We start from the raw sequence: 13,087 nt of genomic DNA on the forward strand, positions 1-13,087 counted from the left end.
TGCCGACAGCGCCGCCAAAGTCGCACGGGACAGAGAAGGAATTAGTACGACAAGCCGATGAAATAGCCACTTCACCCTTCGGAGTGATTTATTCGCCCATTTGCCCGTAAAGTCTATGCTCGCCCTTTACTCTGCATTACGATCCGTTTACCGAGCGTTGATCTATCCCGCCGAAATACGCCGTGACCCACGGCCGCGACCGATCCCCGCCTTGAGCGGGACCCCAGTCACGCGACCGCGCAGCCCCGGAGGAGACGGGAAACCATGTCAGCCTGCGTCCCCACACGTGCCGCCGACCCGAACCGGACCGAGCGCACTCATCCGCCCCACAGCCCGCCGTCGACCGGCCCCCGCCGCTTCCGCGTCGCGGGTGCCGACGTGTCGGCCTCGATCGCGGTCTTCCTGATCGCCCTGCCCCTGTCCCTGGGCATCGCCCTCGCCACCGGTGCCCCGCTCCAGGCCGGCCTCGTCGCCGCCGCCGTGGGCGGACTCGTCGCCGGACGGCTCGGCGGCTCCCCGCTCCAGGTGAGCGGTCCCGCCGCCGGACTCACCGTCGTCACCGCCGACCTCATCCAGCGCTACGGCTGGCGGACGACATGCGCCATCACCGTCCTCGCCGGCCTCGCCCAACTCGGGCTCGGCTGCCTGCGCGTGGCCCGTGGCGCCCTCGCCGTCAGCCCCGCCATCGTGCACGGCATGCTCGCCGGCATCGGCGTCACCATCGCCGTCGCCCAGCTGCACATCGTGCTCGGCGGCACCCCGCAGAGCTCCGTCCCGGACAACCTGCGCGCGCTGCCCGCCCAGTTGGCGCAGATGCGTCCCGCGTCGGTGTCGGTCAGCGCGCTGACGCTGGCGCTGCTCTACCTCTGGCCGAGACTGCCCGGGCGGGCCGGGCGTCTGCTGCGCAAGATCCCGGCCGCGCTCATCGCGGTCGCCGGAGCCACCGCGGCCGCCGCCCTGGCCGGACTGCGCCTGCCCAAGGTCGACCTGCCGTCCTGGAGCAACCACGCCCTGGCCGGCCTGCCCGAGGGACCCGTGCTCGGCCTCGTCGCGGCCGTGCTGACCACCACGCTGGTGTGCAGCGTGCAGTCGCTGCTCGGAGCGGTGGCCGTGGACAAGCTGGTGGCCGGCCGCCCCGGCCTGCCCCCCGGAGTCGGACGCTCCGACCTCGACCGGGAGTTGCTCGGACAGGGCGCAGCCAACATCGTCTCCGGCTCGCTCGGCGGCCTGCCCATCGCCGGCGTCGCCGTGCGCACGACGGCGAATGTGAACGCGGGAGCGGTGAGCCGGAACTCCACGATGCTGCACGGCGTTCTCGTAGTGATCGCCACGCTGCTGATGGTCCCCCTCCTGGAGCTCATCCCGCTCGCCGCACTCGCCGCCCTGGTGATGTCGGTCGGCATCCAGATGGTGTCCCTGAACCACATCCGCACGGTCACGCGCCACCGAGAGGTATGGGTCTACGCCGTCACGACCCTCGGCGTGGTCTCCCTCGGCGTCCTCCAGGGCGTCGCCCTGGGCGTCGCCATGGCCGTGGCCGTCGCCCTGCACCGCCTCACCCGCACCCGCATCACGCACGACGAGAAGGAAGGAGTCCATCACGTACACGTCAGAGGACAGTTGACGTTCCTCGCCGTGCCGCGGCTCAGCCGGGCCCTGCATCTCGTGCCCCACGGTGCGGACACCGTCGTCGAACTCGACGGGTCGTTCATGGACCACGCGGCGTACGAGACCCTGCAGGACTGGCAGAAGACGCACAGCGCGCAGGGCGGCACGGTCGAGATCACCGGGCGGCACCCCGGCACGCGCATCTCCGAACCCTCCGCCATCGCCGACTGCCGCTGCCGGCCCTGGACGGCCTGGCGCAACCACCAGTGTGAAGGCCCCCAGTCCACGCCCCCGTCCGAGAAGCACGCGGACGGACCGGACGGCGCCGAACCGGATGCCGCGCACACCGGCTCCGGCCGCGGGGACGAACTGGCGCGCGGGATCAGCGCCTTCCAGCGCAACACCGCCCCCCTGGTGCGCAGTGAGCTGGCCCGGCTGGCGCGCGAGGGACAGCGGCCGTCGCAGCTCTTCTTGACCTGCGCCGACTCACGGCTGGTCACATCGATGATCACCTCCAGTGGTCCGGGCGACCTGTTCGTCGTGCGCAACGTGGGCAACCTCGTCCCGCGCCCGGGCGAGGAGAGCGGTGACGACTCCGTGGCGGCGGCCATCGAGTACGCCGTGGACGTGCTGGGCGTACGGTCCATCACGGTGTGCGGGCACTCGGGATGCGGCGCCATGCAGGCACTGCTGGGCTCCGAGCCCGGCGGCACCCGGACACCCCTGGAGCGGTGGCTGCGGCACGGACGCCCGAGCGTGGAGCGCATGGCCGACGGCAGCCGGCCCTGGGGCAGCCTGGCCGGCCGGGCGCCCGAGGACCCCGTCGAGCAGCTCTGCCTGATCAACGTGGTCCAGCAGTTGGAGCACCTGCGCGCCCACGACTCGGTGGCCCGGGCCCTCCACGAGGGCAGGCTGGAGCTGCACGGGATGTACTTCCACGTCGGCGAGGCCGAGTCGTACCTGCTCACCGACCCGGACGGCGGCGGCGCCTTCGACCGGGTCAGGGAGGCGGACCTGACGGCGTGAGCCGGCGGCCGATGACCGGCAGCCGGTAACCGCGGCCGGTCCGGCCGCGGGGCGGGCAGGATGTGCGGCCCCTCACCGAGCGGGACACACATCCTGCCCCGCCGAGCCCGAGCCCGCGCCCGCGCCCCGGGCCCTGGAGTTGGGCACTCGGCTCCAGGGGTCCGGCCCTCGGACTCCGGGCGCCGTGCCCCGCGCCCAGGGTTCGGCACTCTGGCCCGAGGAGGTCCGGGACCCGCGCCCAGGAGTCCGGCACACGGACCCCGGGGGTCAGGGACCCCGGCCCACCAGCCCGGGCCTCACGCCCAGGAGCCCCGGACCCGCGCCCGGAAGTCCCGGCCTCGCGCCCAGCGGTCCCGCACGCGGCCCCCAAGGGTCCGGCACCCGTGCCGGACCCGCCCCCACCCACCGCGTGACCCCCGTTACATCGGCTGAACTTTCCCTGGTCGGCGTCCGTGGGTACGGATGAGCCCGGCCGCCGGGACCACCGCCGGACAGGTCTAAACCAATCGGCGGTCGGCCCTTGTCATCGCACCCCCGGGTCTGATGAGCTGTGGCCTGGGACACAACGGACACCCTGGGAAAGGCAGATGCCGTGAGCAACGAAAGCCTGGCCAACCTGCTCAAGGAAGAGCGCAGGTTCGCACCCCCCGCCGACCTGGCCGCGAACGCCAACGTCACCGCGGAGGCGTATGAACAGGCCAAGGCTGACAGGCTCGGCTTCTGGGCCGAGCAGGCCCGCCGGCTGACGTGGGCCAAGGAGCCCACCGAGACGCTCGACTGGTCGAACCCGCCGTTCGCCAAGTGGTTCAAGGACGGCGAGCTCAACGTCGCTTACAACTGCGTCGACCGGCACGTGGAGGCCGGGCACGGCGACCGGGTCGCCATCCACTTCGAGGGCGAGCCCGGCGACAGCCGCGCGATCACCTACGCCGAGCTCAAGGACGAGGTCTCCAAGGCGGCCAACGCGCTGCTGGAGCTGGGAGTCCGGGCCGGTGACCGGGTCGCCGTCTACATGCCGATGATCCCCGAGACGGCGATCGCGATGCTGGCCTGCGCCCGGATCGGCGCCGCCCACTCGGTCGTCTTCGGCGGCTTCTCCTCCGACGCGCTCGCCACCCGCATCCAGGACGCCGACGCGCGCGTGGTCATCACGGCCGACGGCGGCTACCGGCGCGGCAAGCCGTCCGCGCTCAAGCCGGCCGTGGACGAGGCCGTGCAGAAGGCGGGCAACGTCGAGCACGTCCTCGTCGTGCGCCGCACGGGCCAGGAGGTCGCCTTCACCGAGGGCCGCGACGTGTGGTGGGACGACCTGGTGGGCCGCCAGAGCGCCGAGCACACCCCGCAGGCGTTCGACGCCGAGCACCCGCTGTTCATCCTCTACACCTCCGGCACCACGGGGAAGCCGAAGGGCATCCTGCACACCTCCGGCGGCTACCTCACCCAGACCGCCTACACCCACCACGCCGTCTTCGACCTCAAGCCGGAGACGGACGTCTACTGGTGCACGGCCGACGTCGGCTGGGTCACCGGCCACTCGTACATCGTCTACGGGCCGCTGGCCAACGGCGCGACGCAGGTGATGTACGAGGGCACGCCCGACACCCCGCACCAGGGCCGCTTCTGGGAGATCGTCCAGAAGTACGGCGTGACGATCCTCTACACGGCGCCGACCGCGATCCGCACGTTCATGAAGTGGGGCGACGACATCCCCGCCAAGTTCGACCTTTCCAGCCTGCGCGTGCTGGGCTCGGTGGGCGAGCCGATCAACCCCGAGGCGTGGATCTGGTACCGCAAGAACATCGGCGGCGACCGCACCCCGATCGTCGACACCTGGTGGCAGACCGAGACCGGCGCGATGATGATCACGCCGCTGCCGGGCGTGACCGCCACCAAGCCCGGCTCCGCGCAGACGCCGCTGCCCGGCATCTCCGCGACGGTCGTGGACGACGAGGCCAACGAGGTGCCGAACGGCGGTGGCGGCTACCTGGTGCTGACCGAGCCGTGGCCGTCGATGCTGCGCACCATCTGGGGCGACGACCAGCGGTTCATCGACACGTACTGGTCGCGCTTCGAGGGCAAGTACTTCGCCGGTGACGGCGCCAAGAAGGACGACGACGGCGACATCTGGCTGCTCGGCCGGGTCGACGACGTCATGCTCGTCTCCGGGCACAACATCTCCACCACCGAGGTCGAGTCCGCGCTGGTCTCCCACCCCTCGGTCGCCGAGGCGGCCGTGGTCGGCGCGGCGGACGAGACGACCGGGCAGGCGATCGTGGCGTTCGTGATCCTGCGCGGTACGGCCTCCGAGACCGAGGACCTGGTCGCCGAGCTGCGCACGCACGTCGGCAACACGCTCGGCCCGATCGCCAAGCCGAAGCGGATCCTGCCGGTGGCGGAGCTGCCCAAGACGCGCTCCGGCAAGATCATGCGCCGTCTGCTCCGGGACGTCGCCGAGAACCGCCAGCTCGGTGACGTCACCACGCTGACGGACTCCACGGTCATGGACCTCATCCAGGCCAAGCTGCCGGCCGCGCCCAGCGAGGACTGATCACCCGCGGGCATGGCCGAAGCCAGGCAGGGCACCCGACGGCCGGACCGCCGGGTGCCCTGCGCACGCCTCCCCCGCAGACCAGGGGGTGCGGGCGGCCACACCCTTAGCTAAGCTAAGCAATACAAGTGCTCCATGGTGCGCCGGGAAGTCTGGTCGGCATGCGTTCAGCCCTGCCCACCGACCGGAGGTCTTCCTCGTGACCGCGCCCCGCTCCAGCACCCCCCGCAAGGTCTTCGGACGGCTCTCGCTCCCGGAGCGGACCTATGTGGCGGAGGCGCTGCGCACCGAGACGGTCGGGGGAGTGCTGCTCCTCGCGGCCGCGGTCGGGGCGCTGCTGTGGGCGAACATCCCCGGACTGCGCGACAGCTACGGCAGCGTCGCCCACTTCCACTTCGGCCCCGCAGCCCTCGGCCTCGACCTGTCGGTCGCGCACTGGGCCGCCGACGGGCTGCTCGCTGTCTTCTTCTTCGTCGCCGGCATCGAACTCAAGCGCGAACTCGTCGCCGGTGACCTGCGCGACCCCAGAGCCGCCGCGCTCCCGGTCGTCGCCGCCCTGTGCGGCATGGCCGCACCGGTGCTCGTCTACACCCTCACCAATGTCACCGGCGGCGGCTCCCTGGCCGGCTGGGCCGTGCCGACCGCCACCGACATCGCCTTCGCCCTCGCCGTGCTCGCGGTCATCGGCACGTCCCTGCCGAGCGCGCTGCGCGCCTTCCTGCTCACGCTCGCCGTCGTCGACGACCTGTTCGCGATCCTGATCATCGCCGTGTTCTTCACGAACGGGCTGAACTTCGCCGCGCTCGGCGGTGCCGTGGCGGGCCTGGTCGTCTTCTGGCTGCTGCTGCGCGCGGGCGTACGCGGCTGGTACGTGTACGTGCCGCTGGCGCTGGTGGTCTGGGCGCTGATGTACAACAGCGGCGTCCACGCCACCATCGCCGGTGTGGCCATGGGTCTGATGCTGCGCTGCCACCGGCGCGAGGGCGAGGCCCACTCCCCCGGTGAGCGCATCGAGCACCTCGTCCGGCCCCTGTCGGCGGGACTCGCCGTACCGCTGTTCGCGCTGTTCAGCGCGGGTGTCGCCATCTCCGGTGGTGCGCTCGCGAAGGTGTTCACCACGCCGGAGACCCTCGGGGTCGTGCTCGGGCTCGTGGTCGGCAAGACGCTCGGCATCTTCGGCGGGACCTGGCTGACCGCCCGTTTCACCCGGGCCTCGCTCAGCGAGGACCTCGAATGGGCGGACGTCTTCGCGGTGGCGAGCCTCGCCGGCATCGGCTTCACCGTCTCGCTGCTCATCGGCGAACTCGCCTTCGAGGACGACCCGGCCATGACCGGCGCGGTCAAGGCGGCGGTGCTGATGGGCTCGCTCGTCGCCGCGACCGTCGCGACCGTCCTGCTGAAGATCCGCAACGCCAAGTACCGCCGCCTGTGGGAGGAAGAGGAGCGCGACGAGGACGCCGACGGCATCCCGGACGTCTACGAGGAGGACGACCCGGCGTACCACCTGCGCCTGGCCGACCGCTACGAGCGCAAGGCCGCCGAGCACCGCAGAATCGCCCAGGAGAAGGCAGCCGCGCGCCACGGGCTTGCCGAAGTGCCGGGCGGGGCAGGCGATGACCGCGACGGTCCGGCATGATCTGACGAGACGGTACAAAAGACGGGACCGTACGCAGTCAGGCCGTACGCAGTCGGACGACTGCGGCGAGTCAGGCACAGGACGCGGAAATCGGACCGTACGCAGAAGAGGGAGACCGCGATGAGCGCACCCGACGGCAGCCCGGTCGGCGCCGAACGCAGCATCGGCCAGCTGTTCGCCTCGGCGACGGCGGAATTGTCGGCGCTGGTGCACGACGAGATCGCGCTGGCGAAGGCCCAGCTCAAGCAGGACGTCAAGCGCGGCGCCACCAGCGGCGGCGCCTTCTCGCTGGCCGGCGCGGTGCTGATCTTCTCCCTGCCGATGCTGAACTTCGCGCTGGCGTACGGCATCCGCACCTGGAGCGGGTGGAACCTCGCGGTCTGCTTCCTGCTGTCCTTCGCGGCGAACGTGCTGATCGCGGGCGTCCTGGCGCTGGTCGGCGTGGTCTTCGCCAAGAAGGCCAGGAAGAGCAAGGGACCGCAGAAGGTCGCCGCCTCGATGAAGAAGAGCGCGGTCGTGCTGCAGAAGGCCAAGCCGCACCCGCGTCCGGAGCTCACCCAGGACCGGGTCCCCGAGGCCATCGAGGCTGTGGCACGCTCGTCGTCATGACGGACCCCGCCCCCGCCCCGGCACAACCGGCCTCGGCCGTCCTCCTGGACGGCCCCTGGAGCCACCGCGACGTCGCCGCCAACGGCGCCCGCTTCCACATCGCCGAGCTGGGTGACGGGCCGCTGGTGCTGCTGCTGCACGGTTTCCCGCAGTTCTGGTGGACCTGGCGGCACCAGCTGGTCGCGCTCGCCGACGCGGGGTTCCGGGCCGTCGCGATGGACCTGCGCGGTGTCGGGGGCAGCGACCGCACACCGCGCGGCTACGACCCCGCCAACCTCGCACTCGACGTCACGGGGGTCATCCGCTCGCTCGGCGAGCCCGACGCCGCGCTGGTCGGCCACGACCTGGGCGGCTACCTGGCGTGGACGGCCGCCGCCATGCGCCCCAAGCTGGTGCGGCGGCTGGCGGTCGCCTCCATGCCGCACCCGAGGCGCTGGCGCGCGGCCATGCTTCGGGACGTCAAGCAGACCCGCGCGGGTTCACACATCTGGGGGTTCCAGCGGCCCTGGATCCCGGAACGCCGGCTCACCGCCGACGGAGGGGCGCTGGTGGCGGAGCTGATCCGGGAGTGGTCCGGGCCGCGCCCGCCGGAGGAGGAGGCGCTGGAGAACTACCGCCGCGCCATGTGCATCCCCTCGGCGGCGCACTGCGCGGTCGAGCCGTACCGCTGGATGGTGCGCTCCCTGGCCCGTCCGGACGGCATCCAGTTCAACCGGCGGATGAAGCGGCCGGTGCGCGTGCCGACGCTCCATCTGCACGGCTCGCTCGACCCGGTGATGCGCACCCGCAGCGCGGCCGGCTCCGGCGAGTACGTCGAAGCCCCCTACCGCTGGCGGCTGTTCGACGGTCTCGGCCACTTCCCGCACGAGGAGGACCCGGTCGCCTTCTCCGCCGAACTCATCAACTGGCTGCGGGATCCCGAACCCGATCGGTGACCGCGCGGCCCCACCCGGTACGGCCCGCCTGAACGCTTGTCCCAGGAACGGCCACTTGCCCGGCGCATAGGCCAATTGGGCCCGCCTGGGGCGGTTATCGACCATGGGGCGGGGGCACACGTCGGGGTATGGGCTGGACGCACGACTACAGTGACGCAACCCGCAATCGCCGCTCGGCGAGCGGCACGAACCCCCACCAGCGAAGCGGCGCACCGCAGATGGTGACCGCCGACCCCAGGGTGGGGATCCCGCGCATCCTCCGCCGCCGGGCCCGCTGGGTCTCCGTACGTCTGCGCCACACACGCGACTGAGACGTCACCCGCGCGAGTGAGACCCCGGCGACTGCCGCCCCGCCGCCCGGTGCTCCGCCGCCCGGTGCCCCGGCACCGGGCCTAGAGCGCGCAGCTGTCGCTGCCCACCTGCTGGTTGGCGGTGCGGCCCTTGGTGATGTCGTCCTGGATCTCGTCGACGGTCAGCGCGTATCCCGTCTCCGCGTCGTCGAGGGACTTGGCGAACACCACGCCGTAGACCTTGCCGTCGGGCGTGAGGAGCGGGCCGCCGGAGTTGCCCTGGCGGACGGTGGCGTACAGGGAGTAGACGTCGCGGCGGACCGTGCCGCGGTGGTAGATGTCCGGGCCGTTGGCCGTGATGCGTCCGCGCACGCGCGCGGCCCGCACGTCGTACGCGCCGTTCTCCGGGAAGCCCGCGACGATCGCGCTGTCGCCGCTGCTCGCGTCGCCCGAGGTGAACCGCAGCGCGGGCGCCTCGAGGTCCGGCACGTCCAGGACGGCGATGTCGCGCCGCCAGTCGTAGAGCACGACCGTGGCGTCGTACTTCCTGCCCTCGCCGCCTATCTGCACGGTGGGCTCGTCGACGCCGCCCACCACGTGCGCGTTGGTCATGACCCGGCGGTCGGCGAAGACGAAGCCGGTGCCCTCCAGGACCTTGCCGCAGCTCGGGGCCGTGCCCATCACCTTGACGATGGAACGCTGGGCGCGGGTCGCGACCGGGCTGTTCGCCAGGGCCGGGTCGGGCGGCCGGACGTCGGTGATCGGCTCGTTCGCGAACGGGCTGAAGACCTGCGGGAAGCCGTTCTGCGCGAGAACGGAGGAGAAGTCCGCGAACCACGTGGCGGCCTGGTCCGGCAGCGCCTGGGAGACACCGAGCAGCACCTTGGAGTTGCGGACCTCCTTGCCGAGGGTCGGCAGGGTCGTGCCCGCGAGGGCCGAGCCGATCAGCCAGGCGACCAGGAGCATCGCCACGACGTTGACCAGGGCGCCGCCGGTGGCGTCCAGCGCCCGGGCCGGTGACCAGGTGATGTGCCGGCGCACCTTGTTGCCGAGGTGGGTGGTGAGGGCCTGGCCGACGGAGGCGCAGACGATGACGACGACGACGGCGACGACGGCCGCGGTCGTGCTCACCTCCGCGTTGTCCGTGAGCGCGTCCCAGATGACGGGCAGCACGTACACCGCGACGAGGCCACCGCCCAGGAAGCCGATCACCGACAGGATGCCGACGACGAACCCCTGGCGGTACCCCACGACCGCGAACCACACGGCGGCGACCAGCAACAAGATGTCCAGCACGTTCACGAAGGCCACCCTGTCATGCGCGCCAGTCGAGCGGGACCTGCTTCTCCCGGTCCCAGGGCCGCTCCCAGCCCGCGTAGTGCAGCAGCCGATCGATGATTCCGGCCGTGAAACCCCATACAAGGGCCGATTCGACCAGAAATGCCGGGCCGCGGTGGCCGCTGGGGTGGACCGTGGTGGCCCGGTTCGCCGGGTCCGTGAGATCCACCACGGGGACGGTGAAGACCCTGGCCGTCTCGTTCGGATCGACGACGCCGACCGGACTGGGCTCGCGCCACCAGCCCAGCACCGGCGTCACGACGAAGCCGCTGACCGGGATGTACAGCCGGGGCAGGACACCGAAGAGCTGGACGCCGGCGGGGTCGAGGCCGGTCTCCTCCTCCGCCTCGCGCAGGGCCGCGCGCAGCGGGCCGTCACCGCGCGGATCGCCGTCCTCCGGGTCGAGCGCGCCGCCGGGGAACGAGGGCTGGCCGGCATGCGCGCGCAGGGAGCTCGCGCGCTCCATGAGGAGCAGCTCGGGCCCGCGCTCGCCCTCACCGAAGAGGATCAGCACGGCGGACTGCCGCCCGGCGCCGTCGGCCGGGGGCAGGAAGCGGCTGAGCTGCGTCGGCCGGATCGTCTCCACGGCGCGCACCACCGGCTCCAGCCAGGCGGGCAGGCCCTCCTTGCTCACCGCCACCGGCCCGCCCTGTGTGCCGCTCGCCCGTGTCATCGCCACCCCCGTCGTCCTGCCGCATCCAACGCCCGGCGCCCCCGGGATCGTTCCGGAACGGTCCGCGATCCTCCGTCCGGGGGGCTCACGGGGCGGACGGGAGGGCGCACACGATCAGCGACCCGCCGGACCGGGCCGGAGCGGCGGGGCGAGCGACGGCCGGGGCGGGCACGGCCGCTGCTCGCCTGGGCACTGCCAGGGTTCAGGTGGGCGCTGACACGGTTCGGGTGGGCGCTGGCACGGTTCGGGGGTACCCCGTCGCCGTGCCCGGCGTCGTCCGGGTGCCTCATCCGGCCCCCAGGGGCGGGGCCGGTTTGCCGCCCGCGTCCAGGTAGGCCTGCGGGGGCCGCAACCGCTGGCCCGGGAAGCCGCCCTTCTCGTACTTGAGCAGCTTCTTCGCCTTCTCCGGGTCGGTCTCGCCCTCCCCGTACGCGGGGCAGAGCGGCGCGATCGGGCAGGCGCCGCACGCGGGCTTGCGGGCGTGGCAGATGCGGCGGCCGTGCCAGATGACGTGGTGCGAAAGATCCGTCCAGTCGCTCTTGGGGAAGAGCGCGCCGATCGCGGCCTCGATCTTGTCGGGGTCGGTCTCGGCGGTCCACTGCCAGCGGCGCACCAGGCGCTGGAAGTGCGTGTCGACGGTGATGCCGGGGCGTCCGAAGGCGTTGCCGAGCACGACGAACGCGGTCTTGCGGCCGACACCGGGCAGCTTGACCAGGTCCTCCAGCCGGCCGGGCACCTCCCCGCCGAAGTCCTCCACCAGGGCCTTGGAGAGCCCTATGACCGACTTGGTCTTGGCCCGGAAGAAGCCGCACGGGCGGAGGATCTCCTCCACCTCCTCCGGGTCGGCGGCGGCGAGGTCCTCGGGGGTGGGGTACCTGGTGAAGAGGGAGGGCGTCGTCTGGTTGACGCGCAGGTCGGTGGTCTGCGCGGACAGCACCGTGGCGACGACGAGCTGGAAGGGGTTGTCGAAGTCCAGCTCGGGGTGGGCGTACGGGTAGACGTCGGCGAGCTCGCGGTTGATGCGGCGGGCCCGGCGCACCAGCGCGGTGCGCGACTCGCCGCTCGGCGGGTGGACGACGGCCTTGGCGGGGGCGGCGCCCGAGACCCGGGCGGTGGCCTTCTTGGGCGCGACGACGGCCTTCTTGGCGACAGGAGCCTTCTTCACGGCTGCCTTCTTGACGGCTGCCTTCTTCACAGCCGTCTTCTTCACAGCCGTCTTCTTCGCGGCCGTCTTCTGTACGGAAGCCGTCTTCTTCGCACCCGCCTTCTTCACAGAAGCCGCCTTTTCCGCAGAAGCCGCCTTCTTCGCGGAGCCGGCTTTCCTCGCAGAGGCGGCCTTCGCCTCCCCTGTCGCTTTCGCCGTTTTCCTACCGCCATCGGGGCTCCGTTCGCCCACAGCGGAATCGCGACGTACAACCACCCGCGCAGCCCCCTCGGCCTGTGCTCTCACCGGCGATTTGGACACCCGGCCAGCCTAAGGCCAGGCACTGTCATCCGCCCCGGCCCTCGAAGATCGGCGCCCAATTGGACCCCTGCCGCGTACCCCGGGACACCTGTGCGGCATCCTTGTGACAGATCACACTGTTTGGACCGTCCGGCAAAATGGGCACCACGGTCCCCTGGTACGCGGGGGAACAAGATCCCCTGAGCAGGTCGAAAGGGAGAGAACTCGTGGACGACGTTCTGCGGCGCAATCCGCTCTTCGCGGCGCTCGATGACGAGCAGGCCGCGGAGCTCCGCGCCTCCATGAGTGAGGTGACCCTCGCCCGCGGTGACTCGCTGTTCCACGAGGGCGACCCCGGCGACCGCCTGTACGTGGTCACCGAGGGCAAGGTCAAGCTCCACCGCACGTCCCCCGACGGCCGCGAGAACATGCTGGCCGTGGTCGGCCCCGGCGAGCTCATCGGCGAGCTGTCGCTGTTCGACCCGGGCCCGCGCACGGCGACGGCCACCGCGCTGACCGAGGTGAAGCTGCTCGGCCTCGGCCACGGCGATCTCCAGCCCTGGCTGAACGCCCGCCCCGAGGTCGCCTCGGCGCTCCTGCGCGCCGTCGCCCGCCGGCTGCGCAAGACCAACGACGCGATGTCCGACCTCGTCTTCTCGGACGTCCCGGGCCGTGTCGCCCGCGCCCTGCTCGACCTGTCGCGCCGGTTCGGCGTGCAGTCGGAGGAGGGCATCCACGTCGTGCACGACCTGACGCAGGAGGAGCTGGCCCAGCTGGTCGGCGCGTCCCGCGAGACGGTCAACAAGGCCCTGGCGGACTTCGCCCAGCGCGGCTGGCTGCGTCTGGAGGCCCGCGCGGTGATCCTCCTGGACGTGGAGCGCCTCGCCAAGCGCTCGCGCTGACCCCCACTCCGGCCGTACGGCATCGGGCCCTGTCCCTCCACGGGACGGGGCCCGATGCCGTGGCCGGCGGCGGAAACC

General features: G+C 71.9%; 10 protein-coding genes. 7 read left to right on the forward strand and 3 right to left on the reverse strand.

The window, feature by feature from the left end:
* Positions 1-264: 264 nt before the first annotated feature.
* The 6 genes from ACIGAN_RS09175 (at position 265) to ACIGAN_RS09200 (ending at position 8,673) form a co-directional block, all read left to right on the forward strand.
* A complete protein-coding gene (locus tag ACIGAN_RS09175; protein WP_365743350.1) occupies positions 265-2,634 on the forward strand; it encodes a SulP family inorganic anion transporter in 2,370 nt (789 codons plus the stop codon).
* Positions 2,635-3,226: 592 nt separating this feature from the next.
* Positions 3,227-5,182: an acetate--CoA ligase gene (acs, locus tag ACIGAN_RS09180; RefSeq protein ID WP_365095616.1), complete on the forward strand. Its 1,956-nt coding sequence runs from the start codon at positions 3,227-3,229 to the stop codon at positions 5,180-5,182.
* A 199-nt stretch (positions 5,183-5,381) separates the two neighbouring features.
* Complete coding sequence (gene nhaA, locus ACIGAN_RS09185) at positions 5,382-6,818, forward strand: Na+/H+ antiporter NhaA (protein WP_399856362.1); 1,437 nt, start codon at positions 5,382-5,384, stop codon at positions 6,816-6,818.
* Positions 6,819-6,938: 120 nt separating this feature from the next.
* A complete protein-coding gene (locus ACIGAN_RS09190; RefSeq protein ID WP_365095619.1) occupies positions 6,939-7,427 on the forward strand; it encodes a phage holin family protein in 489 nt (162 codons plus the stop codon).
* The gene (locus ACIGAN_RS09195) at positions 7,424-8,362 is read left to right on the forward strand and encodes an alpha/beta fold hydrolase (protein ID WP_399856365.1); all 939 of its coding nucleotides are present in this window, start codon (positions 7,424-7,426) and stop codon (positions 8,360-8,362) included. The genes ACIGAN_RS09190 and ACIGAN_RS09195 overlap by 4 nt, the downstream gene beginning before the upstream one ends.
* 128 nt (positions 8,363-8,490) lie before the next feature.
* Positions 8,491-8,673, forward strand: a complete 183-nt coding sequence (locus ACIGAN_RS09200; RefSeq protein WP_079129072.1) for a hypothetical protein — start codon at positions 8,491-8,493, stop codon at positions 8,671-8,673.
* Between the two features lie 81 nt (positions 8,674-8,754).
* On the opposite strand, the gene ACIGAN_RS09205 is transcribed toward ACIGAN_RS09200, so the two are convergent.
* The 3 genes from ACIGAN_RS09205 to nth form a co-directional block, all read right to left on the reverse strand.
* On the reverse strand, positions 8,755-9,954 hold the full coding sequence (locus ACIGAN_RS09205) for a MarP family serine protease (protein ID WP_365095625.1): 1,200 nt from the start codon (positions 9,952-9,954) through the stop codon (positions 8,755-8,757).
* A 13-nt stretch (positions 9,955-9,967) separates the two neighbouring features.
* Complete coding sequence (locus ACIGAN_RS09210; RefSeq protein WP_365095628.1) at positions 9,968-10,663, reverse strand: NUDIX hydrolase; 696 nt, start codon at positions 10,661-10,663, stop codon at positions 9,968-9,970.
* Positions 10,664-10,949: 286 nt separating this feature from the next.
* The gene (gene nth / locus ACIGAN_RS09215; RefSeq protein ID WP_399856368.1) at positions 10,950-11,936 is read right to left on the reverse strand and encodes an endonuclease III; all 987 of its coding nucleotides are present in this window, start codon (positions 11,934-11,936) and stop codon (positions 10,950-10,952) included.
* A 398-nt stretch (positions 11,937-12,334) separates the two neighbouring features.
* Between nth and ACIGAN_RS09220 the strand changes: the two genes are divergently transcribed.
* The gene (locus tag ACIGAN_RS09220; RefSeq protein ID WP_031115987.1) at positions 12,335-13,009 is read left to right on the forward strand and encodes a Crp/Fnr family transcriptional regulator; all 675 of its coding nucleotides are present in this window, start codon (positions 12,335-12,337) and stop codon (positions 13,007-13,009) included.
* Positions 13,010-13,087: the final 78 nt, after the last annotated feature.

This window comes from Streptomyces sp. NPDC085931, assembly GCF_044540565.1.
Lineage (GTDB): Bacteria > Actinomycetota > Actinomycetes > Streptomycetales > Streptomycetaceae > Streptomyces.